Annotated in this window: 15 protein-coding genes; 6 read left to right on the plus strand and 9 right to left on the minus strand. The window is 62.0% G+C overall.

Annotated elements, in window-relative coordinates:
• Positions 1 to 58 precede the first annotated feature (58 nt).
• From bufB to cfaB, 3 genes are all read left to right on the plus strand, one after another.
• The gene (gene bufB / locus ACU688_RS16865; RefSeq protein ID WP_448185678.1) at positions 59 to 904 is read left to right on the plus strand and encodes an MNIO family bufferin maturase; all 846 of its coding nucleotides are present in this window, start codon (positions 59 to 61) and stop codon (positions 902 to 904) included.
• Positions 895 to 1,704 carry an HvfC/BufC family peptide modification chaperone gene (locus tag ACU688_RS16870; RefSeq protein WP_448185679.1) on the plus strand — a complete coding sequence of 270 codons (810 nt, stop codon included), beginning with the start codon at positions 895 to 897 and terminating at the stop codon, positions 1,702 to 1,704. The genes bufB and ACU688_RS16870 overlap by 10 nt, the downstream gene beginning before the upstream one ends.
• Before the next feature lie 64 nt (positions 1,705 to 1,768).
• Entirely contained in the window at positions 1,769 to 2,953 is a 1,185-nt protein-coding gene (gene cfaB / locus ACU688_RS16875) for a C17 cyclopropane fatty acid synthase CfaB (RefSeq protein WP_448185680.1), read from the plus strand.
• 133 nt (positions 2,954 to 3,086) lie between these two features.
• Here cfaB and cls read toward each other — a convergent pair whose 3' ends face one another.
• The gene (cls, locus tag ACU688_RS16880) at positions 3,087 to 4,526 is read right to left on the minus strand and encodes a cardiolipin synthase (RefSeq protein ID WP_448185681.1); all 1,440 of its coding nucleotides are present in this window, start codon (positions 4,524 to 4,526) and stop codon (positions 3,087 to 3,089) included.
• Between the two features lie 130 nt (positions 4,527 to 4,656).
• Here cls and ACU688_RS16885 point away from each other — a divergent pair, with 130 nt between their 5' ends.
• Complete coding sequence (locus ACU688_RS16885) at positions 4,657 to 5,178, plus strand: DUF3617 domain-containing protein (RefSeq protein WP_257782906.1); 522 nt, start codon at positions 4,657 to 4,659, stop codon at positions 5,176 to 5,178.
• Here ACU688_RS16885 and ACU688_RS16890 read toward each other — a convergent pair.
• The 7 genes from ACU688_RS16890 to folE2 are packed head-to-tail and all read right to left on the minus strand — an operon-like array spanning position 5,175 to position 10,794.
• On the minus strand, positions 5,175 to 6,512 hold the full coding sequence (locus tag ACU688_RS16890; RefSeq protein ID WP_448185682.1) for a dihydroorotase: 1,338 nt from the start codon (positions 6,510 to 6,512) through the stop codon (positions 5,175 to 5,177). The genes ACU688_RS16885 and ACU688_RS16890 overlap by 4 nt on opposite strands.
• Before the next feature lie 3 nt (positions 6,513 to 6,515).
• On the minus strand, positions 6,516 to 7,076 hold the full coding sequence (locus ACU688_RS16895; RefSeq protein WP_448185683.1) for a gamma carbonic anhydrase family protein: 561 nt from the start codon (positions 7,074 to 7,076) through the stop codon (positions 6,516 to 6,518).
• The gene (gene hisI / locus ACU688_RS16900) at positions 7,073 to 7,486 is read right to left on the minus strand and encodes a phosphoribosyl-AMP cyclohydrolase (RefSeq protein ID WP_448185684.1); all 414 of its coding nucleotides are present in this window, start codon (positions 7,484 to 7,486) and stop codon (positions 7,073 to 7,075) included. The genes ACU688_RS16895 and hisI overlap by 4 nt, the downstream gene beginning before the upstream one ends.
• Entirely contained in the window at positions 7,483 to 8,361 is an 879-nt protein-coding gene (locus ACU688_RS16905; protein ID WP_448185685.1) for a metal ABC transporter substrate-binding protein, read from the minus strand. The genes hisI and ACU688_RS16905 overlap by 4 nt, the downstream gene beginning before the upstream one ends.
• 11 nt (positions 8,362 to 8,372) lie before the next feature.
• On the minus strand, positions 8,373 to 9,239 hold the full coding sequence (locus tag ACU688_RS16910; RefSeq protein ID WP_448185686.1) for a metal ABC transporter permease: 867 nt from the start codon (positions 9,237 to 9,239) through the stop codon (positions 8,373 to 8,375).
• Complete coding sequence (locus ACU688_RS16915) at positions 9,239 to 9,907, minus strand: metal ABC transporter ATP-binding protein (RefSeq protein ID WP_448185687.1); 669 nt, start codon at positions 9,905 to 9,907, stop codon at positions 9,239 to 9,241. The genes ACU688_RS16910 and ACU688_RS16915 overlap by 1 nt, the downstream gene beginning before the upstream one ends.
• On the minus strand, positions 9,904 to 10,794 hold the full coding sequence (gene folE2, locus ACU688_RS16920; RefSeq protein ID WP_448185688.1) for a GTP cyclohydrolase FolE2: 891 nt from the start codon (positions 10,792 to 10,794) through the stop codon (positions 9,904 to 9,906). Before folE2 ends, ACU688_RS16915 begins: the two co-directional genes overlap by 4 nt.
• Before the next feature lie 128 nt (positions 10,795 to 10,922).
• On the opposite strand from folE2, the gene ACU688_RS16925 reads away from it, so the two are divergent.
• Positions 10,923 to 12,125 carry an N-acetylmuramoyl-L-alanine amidase gene (locus tag ACU688_RS16925; protein WP_448185689.1) on the plus strand — a complete coding sequence of 401 codons (1,203 nt, stop codon included), beginning with the start codon at positions 10,923 to 10,925 and terminating at the stop codon, positions 12,123 to 12,125.
• Here ACU688_RS16925 and ACU688_RS16930 read toward each other — a convergent pair.
• Positions 12,122 to 12,490 carry a glutamine synthetase gene (locus ACU688_RS16930; protein WP_448185690.1) on the minus strand — a complete coding sequence of 123 codons (369 nt, stop codon included), beginning with the start codon at positions 12,488 to 12,490 and terminating at the stop codon, positions 12,122 to 12,124. The two genes, ACU688_RS16925 and ACU688_RS16930, sit on opposite strands and share 4 nt — an antisense overlap.
• Positions 12,491 to 12,616: 126 nt before the next feature.
• On the opposite strand from ACU688_RS16930, the gene dksA reads away from it, so the two are divergent.
• Positions 12,617 to 13,021 (plus strand): RNA polymerase-binding protein DksA, encoded by a 405-nt coding sequence (dksA, locus tag ACU688_RS16935; protein ID WP_257782897.1) that lies wholly within the window; start codon positions 12,617 to 12,619, stop codon positions 13,019 to 13,021.
• Position 13,022: the final 1 nt, after the last annotated feature.

Raw genomic sequence — 13,022 nt, forward strand, 5'->3', positions numbered from 1 at the left:
GAGTGCACCCGCAGCGGTTGCCTACCGCCGCTGCGGACACTTTGCCCAGGAGTGTCTTATGTCCACTTCACTTGCAAGCCTCGGTTACGGCCTGGGTCTGCGCAGCGAGTACTACCAGCAGATCCTTGAACAATCGCCGGCCGTGGATTGGTTCGAAGTGATCTCCGAAAATTACCTGGTGCAGGGCGGCAAAGCCTTGTACTACCTGGACGCCATCGCCGAGCGTTATCCCCTGGTGATGCACGGCGTGTCCCTGTCCATCGGCGGGCCCCATGCCCTCGATATCGATTATCTGAAACAGATCAAGCAACTGGCCGAGCGCATCCAGCCGGCGTGGGTGTCCGATCACCTGTGCTGGAGCCGCGGCAGCGCGCACCAGTTGCATGACCTGTTGCCCCTGCCTTACACCGAAGAAAGTCTCTACCACGTCGCCGCCCGTGTACGCCAAGTGCAGGACGTGTTGCAGCGTCCGCTGGTGCTGGAAAATGTCTCCAGCTATGTGCGCGCCAAGGCGGATGAGTTTACCGAGTGGGAATTTCTCAATGCCCTGGCCCACTTGTCGGGCTGCCAGCTGTTGCTGGACGTGAACAATGTGTATGTCAGCTCGCGTAACCATGGTTTCGACGCGTGGACGTTTATCCGCAATCTGCCGCCGCAGAGCATCCGCCAACTGCACCTGGCCGGGCATATGGACTACGGCGACTATGTGGTCGATACCCATGACCACCCGGTGTGCGATCCGGTGTGGGCGCTTTATCAACAGACGCTGGAGCATTTGGGGCCGGTGTCGACGTTGTTGGAGCGCGATGACCATTTCCCACCGTTTGAAGAACTGCTTACCGAGTTGGGCAAGGCCCGTGAACTGGGGGCCGTTGCCCTGGCCAGGAGGCCGCTATGCGCCTGACCGATTGGCAGTTGGCCTTTGAGCAGCATTTGTTAGCCGAAACCCCGCTGGCCAACAGTGGTTTTGCCGCAACGTTGCTGGGCGGACCCACGCTGGATGTGGACACCGGCCTGGCGATTTACCACAACGCCTACCGGGCGCGCTTGCAGGAAGTGTTGCGCAATGACTTCGGCGCCATCTGGTACTGGCTGGGTGATGAGGAATTTGCGCTGCTCACCGAGGCTTATGTACGCCGTTACCCGTCGGCCCATTACAGCCTGCGCTGGCTGGGCGAGCGCTTTGCCGCCTTTATCGTCGATCACCTGATGGAGGAGCAGAGCGCGCCGCTGGCCGAGTTGGCGCGGTTGGAGTGGGCGTTCACCCTGGCCTTTGATGCGCCTCAGGGTGAGCCGCTGAGCCTGGAGGCGATGGCGCTGTTGCCGCCTGAAGAATGGCCGGGTTTGCAGGTCACCCTGGCGCCCTCGGTGCAGCAGATGATTTGTCACTTCAATACGCTGGCGATCTGGCGGGCGGGGAAGGATGAAGCAGACTTTCCCGGCAGTGCGGCGTTGGAATCCACGCAGATTTGCCTGGTGTGGCGCCACCACAACGTGTGCCGTTACCGCAGTCTGGAACCCAAGGAGGCCTGCGCCCTGGCAGGCATGGTGGCCACCGGCTGGAGCTTTTCAGAACTGTGCGAGCACTTGGCAATCACTTATGCAGAGAACGCACCGCTGAAGGCTGTTACATGGTTGAAACAGTGGATCGAGGAGGGATTGCTTGAGCGCCGCCTCCATAGCGATGGGCTATCAGATCGATAGCCTCCTACTTGTCTCGGGATGGTCTACCCTATTTTCAGACGTCTGAAACAAGGGGGGACTACTCATGCTCGCGCAACTTCCACCGGCCTTACAGAATCTTCAGCTGCCGCTGCGTCTTCGACTCTGGGATGGCCATGAATTCAACTTGGGCCCCGAGCCCAGTGTGACCATCGTGGTGAAGGACCCCACAGTCGTACCTCAGTTGACCCATCCCACGCTCAATTCACTGGGCGAAGCCTTTATCGAGGGCAAATTGGAGCTGGAAGGCTCCATCAGCGAAGTGATCCGCGTGTGCGACGAGTTGAGTCTCGCCCTGGTCGAAGACGACGAAGAGAGTCGTCCGGTGCGCTCGATCCACGATAAGGCTACAGACGCTGCGGCAATTTCCTACCACTACGACCTGTCCAACGAGTTCTACCAGCTGTGGTTGGACCAGGACATGGCGTACTCCTGCGGTTACTTTGAAACCGGCAGCGAATCCATCGACCAGGCCCAGCAAGACAAATTCCGCCACCTGTGCCGCAAGTTGCGCTTGCAGCCGGGCGAGTATTTACTCGACGTTGGCTGTGGCTGGGGTGGGCTCGCCCGGTTTGCCGCGCGGGAGTTTGGGGTCAAGGTGTTTGGCATCACCCTGAGCAAAGAACAGTTGGCCCTGGCTCGTGAGCGGGTGAAAGCCGAAGGCCTGGACGACCAAGTGGACCTGCAATTGCTCGACTACCGCGACCTGCCACAAGACGGTCGCTTCGACAAAGTGGTGAGTGTGGGCATGTTCGAACACGTCGGCCACGCCAACCTGGCGCAATACTGCCAGACCCTGTTTGGCGCGGTGCGTGAAGGCGGCCTGGTGATGAACCACGGCATCACCGCCAAACACACGGACGGTCGCCCCGTGGGCCGGGGTGCCGGTGACTTTATCGAACGCTATGTGTTTCCCAACGGCGAGTTGCCGCATTTGGCGATGATGACCGCCGAGATCAGTGAAGTCGGGCTGGAAGTGGTCGATGTGGAAAGCCTGCGGTTGCACTACGCGCGCACGCTGGACCATTGGAGCGAGCGCCTGGAGGACAACCTGGAAGCGGCGGCGAAGATGGTGCCGGAGCAGGCGTTACGGATTTGGCGGTTGTATTTGGCGGGGTGTGCGTATGCGTTTGCGCGGGGCTGGATCAATTTGCATCAGATTCTGGCGGTGAAGCCGCATGCGGATGGTAGCCATGAGCTGCCGTGGACGCGGGAGGATATCTACCGCTGAATCAGCAGCACCAAAGATCTAAAAATGTGGGAGCTGGCTTGCCTGCGATAGCGGTGTATCAGAACCAGATGAGCTGGCTGACGAACCGCTATCGCAGGCAAGCCAGCTCCCACAGTTTTTACTGTGGTGTTCGTTAGAGGATCGGCGAGATCAACCGCGCCACGCGCATGCCCAGCTGTTGCAGGCGCCGAGTCTCGCGGCTTTCTTCCTGGCTGACTTCATGGGCCAGGGCGAAGTCATCCAGCAGCATCTGTTCCACTTCGCGGGCGAAGGCTTCGTCCACCGTCAGCAACATCACTTCAAAATTCAGCCGGAATGAACGGTTGTCCATATTCGCACTGCCGATGGCGCTGATTTCGCTGTCCACCAACACCACCTTCTGATGCAAAAAGCCTGGCATGTAGCGGAACACACGCACGCCGGCGCGCACGGCTTCGATCGCATACAAGCTGGAGGCCGCGTAGACGATGCGGTGGTCGGGGCGCGACGGCAGCAGCAGGCGTACGTCAACGCCGCGCAATACCGCCAGGCGCAGGGCGGCGAACACGGCTTCGTCGGGGATGAAGTACGGGCTGGTGATCCACACGCGTTCGGTCGCCGCGTGGATGGCTTCGACGAAGAACAGCGAGCAGGTTTCATACGGGTCGGCCGGGCCGCTGGCGAGCAGTTGGCAGAGCACGCCGTCGTCGGGGTAAGCGTCCGGCAGGATCAGCGGCGGCAGCTCCCGCGCCGCCCAGAACCAGTCTTCGGCAAACGACTCTTGCAGGCACGCCACCACCGGGCCGGTGACTTGCACATGGGTGTCGCGCCACGGTGCCAGCGGCGGTTTTTTGCCGAGGTATTCATCGCCGACGTTATGCCCGCCGACAAACCCGGTAACGCCGTCCACCACCACGATCTTGCGGTGGTTGCGGAAGTTGACCTGGAAACGGTTGAGCCAGCCACTGCGGGTGGCGAACGCCTTGACCTGCACCCCGGCGTCACGCAGGGATTGCACATAACGGTGGGGCAGGGCATGGCTGCCGATGCGGTCGTACAGCACGTAAATGCTGACGCCTTCTGCGGCTTTTTCCTGCAACAGGGCGTGCAACTGCCGGCCAAGCTCGTCGTCATGGATGATGAAGAACTGGAACAGCACTGCAGTCTTGGCGTTGCGAATCGCTGCGAAAATCGCGCTGAAGGTGGCGTCGCCATTGATCAACAAACGCACTTCATTGTTGGCCAGGCACGGCATGCGCCCCAGCTTGGGCATGGCACGCAGGGACGCGTAGGCGCTGGAGTTGCGCGCAGCGAGAGCTTCTTCGACCCACGGTCGCCAGTTCAATTCGGTGATGGCGGTGTGCATTTCCTGGTTGGCCTGGCGCCGCGCCTGGATGTAGGCGTCAAAGGTGCTGCGGCCAAAGATCAGGTAGGGGATGAGCGTGAGGTAGGGCATGAACATCAGCGACAGGGCCCAGGCGATCGAGCCTTGGGCGGTCCTGACGGTCAGCACCGCGTGGATCGCGGCGAGCGTCCCGAGAAAATGCAGCGTGGCGATGAAGTAAGCGAGCAGGTGCGGGCCAAAGAAATCCATGGACGACGAGACTCCAGACAATCCAATGCCTAACAGACCATGTCTGGTGCCGAATGTCGCTATTTTATTTGCCGTGCAACACTGGTGGCTTTGCGGCGTCTAACGCCCACAATTACCCAGGAGTTACCCGATGAATGCACGTCTGCTCTGTTTGGCCATGGTCACTGGTTTGGCGCTGCCCGTAGCAGCACAGGCACAGATGCTCGCGCCAGGCTTGTGGGAATTGACCACCAGCAATATGAAAGTGGATAACCAGGACCTGCCGGACTTGTCGCTGATCCTCGGTCAGCTCAAGCAACAGATGACCCCTGAACAGCGCGCCATGCTGGAAAAACAGGGCATCACCATGGCCGGCAAAGGTGTGCAGGTGTGCCTCACCCCGGCGCAGGTCGCCTCTGACTCGATCCCCCTGACCGACCCGCAATCGGGCTGCAAACAGGAAGTGACCGACAAGACCGGCAACCAGTGGAAATTCCGCTTCAGCTGTCCGAAAGCGCAAGGCACCGGCGTAGCCACTTTCCAGAGCCAGAAGGAATTCAGCACCAGCGTCAACGGCACCTTCAATGCCACCGGCATTCAGCAGAAGGGCAGCCTGGACACCCACGCCCAATGGCTGGGCACCGATTGCGGCACGGTCAAGCCCCGCGCCTAACGCAGAAAGTGCAGGGGCAAACCCTGGCAACTGTTGACCACCTGGCCGTTGTGCCACGCCAGGTGGCCCGAGACCAGGGTAGTGCTGACGCTGTGCCGGAAGCTGCGCTCGGCGAAGGGCGTCCAGCCGCACCGGCCGAGGATCGGTTGGCTGCTCACGGGTTTGCCTTGCGGTTCGGGCTGGATCAGTACCAGATCGGCCCAATAGCCTTCGCGCAAATAGCCGCGATCAGGAATGGCGAACAGGTCCGCCACGCGGTGACTGGTCTTCGCCACCAGCGTGGTCAGGGGCAAATGCCCATCGGCCACCAACTCCAGTAACGCCGGCAGCGCATGCTGCACCAGGGGCAGACCCGACGGTGCTTGGCGATACTCCAACTGTTTTTGCGCCCAGGTATGCGGCGCATGGTCAGTGCCGATGACATCCAGACGATCACTCAATATGGCCAGGCGCAGCGCGTCGCGGTCGGCACGGGTCTTGATCGCCGGGTTGCATTTGATCTGATGGCCGAGGCGGTGATAGTCGCGGTCGTCGAACAGCAAATGGTGTATGCAGACTTCAGCGGTAATGCGTTTTTCCGACAGCGGTTTGTCCTCGAACAACGCCAGCTCGCGGGCGCTGGTCAGGTGCAGTACGTGCAGGCGCGTGCCATGACGTTTGGCCAATTCCACCGCAAAGGAGGACGAGCGATAGCAGGCCTCGGCATCGCGGATCAGCGGGTGGGCGACGGCGGGGATGTGTTCGCCGAAGCGTTCGCGCAGGCGCAGTTCGTTGGCCTGGATGCTCGGCGTGTGTTCGCAGTGGGCCAGCAGGATCGTCGGTACTTCGGCAAACAGGCGCTCCAGGATGCGCGGGTCGTCCACCAGCATATTGCCGGTGGAGGCGCCCATGAACACTTTCACCCCGGCCACTTCGCGCGGATCGAGGGCAGCGACGGTGTCGAGGTTGTCGTTGCTCACGCCAAAGTGAAAGCCGTAGTTGGCCACCGAGTGCAACGCGGCTCGGCGCTTTTTATCGGCCAGCGCTTCGAGGTTGAGGGTCGCTGGATTGGTGTTGGGCATGTCCATGAAACTGGTGATGCCGCCCGCCACCGCCGCGCGGGATTCGCTGTAGAAGCTGCCTTTGTCCGGCGCACCGGGTTCACGAAAGTGCACCTGGTCATCGATCATCCCCGGCAGCAACCACTGGCCCTGGGCGTCGATGGCCACGGGTGCGTTGCAGCCTTCGATGCTGCTGGCGATCTTCTCGATGCGGCCATTGGCGACCAGCACATCGGCGTCGAATTCCTGGCCTTCATTTACCAGGCGGGCATTGCGGATCAGCAGGCGGCTCATGGTTCAGAACTCGTTTTGCAGGGCTTTGTAGCCGCGCACCAGATCGACATTGGTGCGCGCCACGTCTTCGGAAAACTCCGAGGCGCTGACACTCACCGGTGGGAATTGCGACAGGTCGGTGTTGGGCCCGATGCGGGTGGTGGACGGCACGTAGAACGCATCCGGCAAGTCGCGCCCATCCACCACCGAGTTGTGGCGCACCACGCAGCCATTGCCCACGGCGCAGTTGAACAGCACGCTGTTGAAGCCGATAAACACGCGGTCGCCGACGGTGCAGGGGCCGTGGACGATGGAGCGGTGGGCGATGGAGGTGAACTCACCGATGGTCACGGCGGCGCCGGATTTGGAGTGGATGACCACGCCGTCCTGGATATTGGAATTGGCGCCGATGGTGATCGGGTCCATGGCGCCGCTGGCGTCGACTTCGTCGGCGCGGATCACGGCGTAGGGGCCGACGAAGACGTTCTCGCCGATGATCACCTTGCCGCAGATGATTGCGGTTTTATCGACGTAGGCCGATTCGGCAATCACGGGCAGATCGCCGGACGGGTTCTTGCGGATCATGCTGAGGCTTCCGTAATGATGTGGACGTGGTCGCCATCGATGGCGTTGTAGAAGCAGGTGGGCCGGCCGGTGTGGCAGGCGGGGCCTTGCTGATCGACGATCAGCAGCACCGCGTCGCCGTCGCAATCCAGGCGTGCTTCCACCAGTTGCTGCCAGTGGCCGGAGCTTTCGCCCTTGCGCCACAGCCGCTGGCGCGAGCGCGACCAGTAGCAGACGTGGCCGGTGGCGAGGGTTTCGTTGAGCGCTCGGCGGTTCATCCAGGCCAGCATCAGCACCTCGCCGCTGCCGTGCTGTTGGGCGATGGCGGCGATGAGGCCGTCGCTGTTCCACGGCAGGGCATCGAGCACCGCTTCGAGGGGGAAGCGGCTGCCCAGGGCAGCCCCTTCCAGGTCGAGCATGCTCAGGGTCATGGCTTGGCCAGGGCGGCGCACAGGGTGTTGAGGTTGTATTCGAACAGCCCGGTAAAGGTGCTGGCCGGGCCTTCGGCGGCGAGGGCGTCGGAGTACAGCGTGCCGCCGATCTGCGCGCCGCTTTCGTCAGCGATCTGCTTGAGCAGGCGCGAATCCTTGATGTTTTCCATGAACACGGCCTTGACCTTGTCTTTGCGGATCTGGGTGATCAGCGCGGCAACTTCGGCGGCAGACGGCTCACGTTCGGTGGACAGGCCCTGGGGCGCGAGGAACTCGATCCCGTAAGCCTGGCCCAGGTAACCGAAGGCGTCATGGGAGGTGACGATGCGACGATTGCCCGGCGGCAGCGCGCCGAACTTGGCCTTGGCTTCGGCCAACAGGCGGTAGATTTCCTTCAGGTAGGTTTGGCTGTTGCGCTGGTAGTCGGCTTTGTTGGCCGGGTCGGCGGCGATCAGGGCCTTGGTGATGTTGTTCACATAGATTTCAGCGTTGGCCAGGTTGTGCCAGGCGTGCGGGTCGGGGATGGTTTCGCCGTCCTCGTCCATGGTGTGGGAAATCACGCCTTTGCTGGCGGTCACCACCGTGGCTTTGGTTTCGGTGCTGGTGACCAAACGATCCAGCCAGGGCTCGAAGCCCAGGCCATTCTTGATGATGACGCGGGCCTTGAGCAGGGCCTTGGCATCGTCAGGGGTGGGCTCGTAGGTGTGGGCGTCGGCGTCCGGGCCTACCATGTTGCTGATCTGGATGTGATCGCCACCGATCTGGTGGGTGATGTCATCGAGAATACTGAAGCTGGTGACCACCTGGAGTTTGTCGGCCGCCTGGGCCATCGACAGCGGTAGCAGAAGGCTGAACAGCACGAGTAAAGCGCGCATCGGGAAACACCTCATTGGGATGACAGCAAAGGCGGGCGGCGCAGCAAGCCGTGCACCGGACCGAAGACCACGGACAGCAGGTACCCGGCGCCCGCCACCAGCACGATGGCCGGGCCGCTGGGCAACGAGTAGTAGAACGACAGCAACAAGCCCAGCCATACCGACAGGCATCCCAGCACCGCCGATACCGCGATCAACACCGGCAAGCGCCGGCTCCAGAAACGTGAAGCGATGGCCGGCAACATCATCAAGCCCACCACCATCAAGGCGCCGATGGCCTGGAAACCGATCACCAGGTTCAGCACCACCAGGGTCAGGAACAACCCATGCGCCAGCGGGCCGAGGCGGCTGACGGTTTGCAGGAACAGTGGGTCGAGGGTGTCCAACAGCAGCGGTTTGTAGATCAGCGCCATGGCGAACAGGCTGAAGCCGGTGACCCAGAGCATGCCGGTGAGGGTGGTCTCATCCACTGCCAGGGCGGAGCCGAACAGCAGGTGCAGCAGATCCAGGCGCTTGCCGGCGAGGCCGAGGATCAGCACGCCAGCAGCGAGGGAGATCGGGTAGATGGCGGCGAGGCTGGCGTCCTCGCGCAGGCCGGTGCGGCGGGTGATCCACGCGGACAGGCCGGCCATGCTCAGGCCGGCGCCGAGGCCGCCGATGGTCAGCGCGGGCAGGCTGAGGCCGGCGAACCAGAAGCCAAGGGCGGCGCCGGGCAGGATGCCGTGGGCCACGGCGTCGCCGATCAGGCTCATGCGGCGCAGGATCAGGAACACGCCGAGCGGCGCGGTGCTGCACGCCAGAACGAGCCCGCCGATCAGCGCGCGGCGCATGAAGACGAAATCAACGAAGGGCATCCACAGGTGAGCAGCGAAGTGCATCAGGCCACCTGCATTTGGGCTTGTGGGCGGATCAGCTCTTTGCTGTTGCCGAACACGCAGCCGGTGCTTTTGATCTGCACGACTTGCTGGGTGTGTTGGCGCACCGAGGCGAGGTCGTGGCAGACCACGATCAATGTGCGGCCGGCATCGTGCCAGGCGTGGATGTGTTTCCAGCACAGCGCCTGGCCGTCTTCGTCGAGGGCGGCGTGGGGTTCGTCGAGCAGCAGCACCGGCGCTTCGGCCAGGCTCATGCGGGCGAGCAGGGCGCGTTGCAGTTCGCCGCCGGACAAGGCCATCAGCGGGCGATGTTGCAGGCCGCTGAGGCACCAGTCTTCCAGGACCGCTTCCAGGCGCTGGCTGCGTTGTTGGGGCGTGAGTTTCGTGCCCCAGAAACCAGCGGCGACCAACTCTTGCAGGCTGATGGGGAACTGGCGGTCGAGGTGCTGTTGCTGGGGTAGGAACGACAGGCCACCACGGCGTGGAACGTCCACCGTGACTTTACCCGCCAGCGGCTTTTGCAGGCCGGCGATGACTTTGAGCAAGCTGCTTTTACCGGTGCCGTTGGCGCCGATGATGCCAGTGAGGCTGCCTTGTCGCAGTGTGAGATCGAGGGCGGGCGTCAGTGGTTGGCCCGGAGCGCCCCAGCGGAGTGCGGTGCAGGTGATCATGCAGGGTGTCTCGTCCAGCGGCTTTCAGCCACGGCATCGTGCGCGTGCAGGCTTTCGGCGTGGATCACTTTCAGGTGGAAGGCTTTGACGGCATCCGAGCGTTTCAAGGCGAGGTTCAAGCGGCGGGCGGCGTCTTCGCAGAACATCAGGTTCTGCCCGTTGGCCAGGGCGAAGGCTTGTTCGTCCGCACGTTTTACGGCGGTTTGTACGGCGGTGCCGAGGGCGGCTTCGGCGTGGTTGATCAGGTCGGTGAACGGCAGTTCGTCGCCCTGCAGGTGCACATGTAACTGCGCAGTGCTGCGCTGGCTGTGGGGCGTGGCGACGATGCCACTGGCGCTGCCCAGCCAGTTGAGGACGTCCTCATGCTTGAGCGGCGTGTTGCTGAAATCGTCGAGAAATTGCTGCTGAATCAACTGCCTGGCGAGGGCAGCCGAGCACGGGCAGGTTGATGAGTAGGTAACGTCAATTTTTAGTTCCACGTGGAACATCTGGTTTTCCAGGCGCGCTTCGAGGCTCACCGGGTAGGCTTTCCAGCCGGCCAAAGGGCTGATCAACGCCGGGCGTTTGAGTAGCAAATCGGTGTGGATGCGCAGGTAGGCGTTCTTAGATAAACCTTCATGTGTGTCGAGGAAACGCTGCAGTACATTACGCAGAAGTGCAGGCGTAAGCGGCTGGTGTTCAAGCATCTCCAGCGCCAGATATAGGCGTGACATATGAATGCCACGGGCTTCGCCGTCGTCCAGGCTGACGCCGGCATCGGCGCGGGCGCTAAGGCGTTGGCCGTCGATCAGGATCGGCAGGGCGATGCCGCACATGCCCACCCAGTCGAGTGGCAAGGCTTGGCGTGAAGCCTGCGCGGCGATATCCGGCAGAGTCAGCGCATTCATAAGCAGGTCCATCGTTGGTAATAATTAGACATGTTATAGTATAACAATAACATCGACGATGAATATTCTGCTCCAGCCTTTTTTCAGCCCTGTCGAGTACGGACGCTCCTTTATCTGCGGTATTTGTCATGCACAGACGTCAGCTCCTCAACCTGCTCCTGGTCAGCCCACTGTTCACCTTGCCGTTTGCCGCCCACGCCACGCAGATCAGCAATGCGCGCCTGTGGCGCTCGGCGGACAAGCTGCGCTTGGTGTTCGATCTCAGCGGGCCGGTGCAATACAAGACCTTTTCCCTGACCTCGCCGGAGCGCTTGATCATCGACCTGAGCGGTGCCGGGCTCAGTGGTGATTTTTCGCAGTTGGCCTTGAAGAACAGCGGCATCACGTCGATCCGCTCGGGGCATTTCGGCAAGGCAGACACGCGCATCGTGCTGGACCTGGCGGCGCCGATGCAGCTCAACAGCTTTCTATTGCCGCCGCAGGATGGCCAGGGTCATCGCTTGGTGCTGGACTTGACCAGCAGCACCCACGCGCCTCGGCAAATCGCCGCTGAGCCCGCGCCCATCACGGACAAGGCGCACCCCAAGCGCGACATCATCGTGGTGGTCGACCCCGGCCACGGCGGCAAAGACCCGGGTGCCATCGGCTCCAAAGGCCAGCGCGAAAAAGACGTGGTGCTATCCATCGCCCAGTTGCTGGCCAAGCGTTTGAAGCGTGAGAAGGGCTTTGACGTAAAGCTGGTGCGCAACGACGACTTCTTCGTGCCGCTGCGCAAGCGTGTGGACATTGCCCGTCAGCACAAGGCCGATATGTTCATCTCGGTGCATGCGGATGCCGCGCCACGGCTGACCGCGTCGGGGGCTTCGGTGTATGCGTTGTCGGAAGGGGGCGCGACGTCGGCCACGGCGCGTTTCATGGCGCAGCGTGAGAACGGTGCCGATTTGCTGGGCGCCACCACGCTGCTCAATCTCAAGGACAAGGACCCGATGTTGGCGGGGGTGATTCTGGATATGTCGATGAATGCCACCATCGCCTCCAGCCTGCAACTGGGCAGTTCGATCCTGGGCAGCCTGGAAGGCATCACCACCCTGCATCAGAAGCGCGTGGAGCAGGCCGGATTCGCGGTGCTCAAGTCACCGGACGTGCCGTCGATCCTGGTGGAAACCGGGTTTATCTCCAATACCCGCGACGCTGAACGCCTGGTCACGGTGCGTCATCAACAGGCGGTCGCGGACGGCTTGTTCGACGGGTTGAAACGGTATTTCCAGAAGAATCCGCCGATGAACAGCTACATGGCCTGGGCCCAGGAGCAGAAGGCTGGTCAGGTCTAACAGCCGGTAATCCGGCTGCAGGTGAACTTGGCGCTGGAACCACCGGAGCTGGAAAACCGGTTGATCGTGGTCCAGCCCACACGCCGCGTGTAGCCCACCCACGCCTCACCGTCCGAGGCCAGCCCGGTAAAAAACGTCAGTTGCCCATAACGGCTGTTGGTCTGTGCCCAGCGGCGTTTGCCGAGCACCTCGAAACCGCGCAAATACGTGGTGCTGCCGGCCGTCGCCACGCTGTAGGCATTGCCTTGCGGGTCCACGCAGGCCAGCAGGTTGGCGCTGCGCGTGCATGTCGCCAGCAGGCTCGGCACTTGGGCGCAGGCCGGGCCTGCCACGGCCAATAACAGGGCGCACGCCAGGTATTTCATAGGGTTTCTCTGGGCTGGAAAGTGCTCAAGCATTGCGCCCTTCGTCGCGGCGAGCAAGGGGGATTGGCTTATTTGTATTGTTATACTATAACATAAAAGCACAGCCTGACCCGTGAACCGCTCCCCATGACTAGACAAGACCTGCTAGCGCAACCGCCCGCCGACTACATGAACGAAGCCCAGCAAGGCTTCTTCCGCGAACTGTTGCTGGCCCAGCGCAATGAGCTGCAAGCGCGCATCGACGCCGAGTTCCAGTTGCTGCGCGAGCAGGAACCCAACAGCGACCCCGCCGATGTCGGCAGCGCTGAAGAACAGCGCCAATGGCAACTGCGCCTGCTGGAGCGCGAAAAGAAGCTGCTGGACAAGATCGACGACGCCTTCGAACTGCTGGCCCGTGGCGAATACGGCTGGTGCCGCGAAACCGGCGAACCCATCGGCCTACAGCGCTTGCTGCTGCGTCCTACCGCCACCCTGTGTATCGAAGCCAAAGAACGTGAAGAGCTGCGCGAACGCCATAAACGGGCGATTTGAC

This window comes from Pseudomonas acericola (SeqCode), assembly GCF_053456465.1.

Bases quoted from the DNA above. Each gene is read 5' to 3' on its own strand.
- ACU688_RS16930 (WP_448185690.1), bottom strand. From the start codon at position 12,490: ATGAAATACCTGGCGTGCGCCCTGTTATTGGCCGTGGCAGGCCCGGCC.
- bufB (WP_448185678.1), top strand. From the start codon at position 59: ATGTCCACTTCACTTGCAAGCCTCGGTTACGGCCTGGGTCTGCGCAGC.
- cfaB (WP_448185680.1), top strand. From the start codon at position 1,769: ATGCTCGCGCAACTTCCACCGGCCTTACAGAATCTTCAGCTGCCGCTG.
- ACU688_RS16925 (WP_448185689.1), top strand. From the start codon at position 10,923: ATGCACAGACGTCAGCTCCTCAACCTGCTCCTGGTCAGCCCACTGTTC.
- folE2 (WP_448185688.1), bottom strand. From the start codon at position 10,794: ATGAATGCGCTGACTCTGCCGGATATCGCCGCGCAGGCTTCACGCCAA.
- hisI (WP_448185684.1), bottom strand. From the start codon at position 7,486: ATGACCCTGAGCATGCTCGACCTGGAAGGGGCTGCCCTGGGCAGCCGC.
- ACU688_RS16885 (WP_257782906.1), top strand. From the start codon at position 4,657: ATGAATGCACGTCTGCTCTGTTTGGCCATGGTCACTGGTTTGGCGCTG.
- dksA (WP_257782897.1), top strand. From the start codon at position 12,617: ATGACTAGACAAGACCTGCTAGCGCAACCGCCCGCCGACTACATGAAC.
- ACU688_RS16870 (WP_448185679.1), top strand. From the start codon at position 895: ATGCGCCTGACCGATTGGCAGTTGGCCTTTGAGCAGCATTTGTTAGCC.
- ACU688_RS16910 (WP_448185686.1), bottom strand. From the start codon at position 9,239: ATGCACTTCGCTGCTCACCTGTGGATGCCCTTCGTTGATTTCGTCTTC.
- ACU688_RS16905 (WP_448185685.1), bottom strand. From the start codon at position 8,361: ATGCGCGCTTTACTCGTGCTGTTCAGCCTTCTGCTACCGCTGTCGATG.
- ACU688_RS16890 (WP_448185682.1), bottom strand. From the start codon at position 6,512: ATGAGCCGCCTGCTGATCCGCAATGCCCGCCTGGTAAATGAAGGCCAG.
- cls (WP_448185681.1), bottom strand. From the start codon at position 4,526: ATGGATTTCTTTGGCCCGCACCTGCTCGCTTACTTCATCGCCACGCTG.
- ACU688_RS16895 (WP_448185683.1), bottom strand. From the start codon at position 7,076: ATGATCCGCAAGAACCCGTCCGGCGATCTGCCCGTGATTGCCGAATCG.
- ACU688_RS16915 (WP_448185687.1), bottom strand. From the start codon at position 9,907: ATGATCACCTGCACCGCACTCCGCTGGGGCGCTCCGGGCCAACCACTG.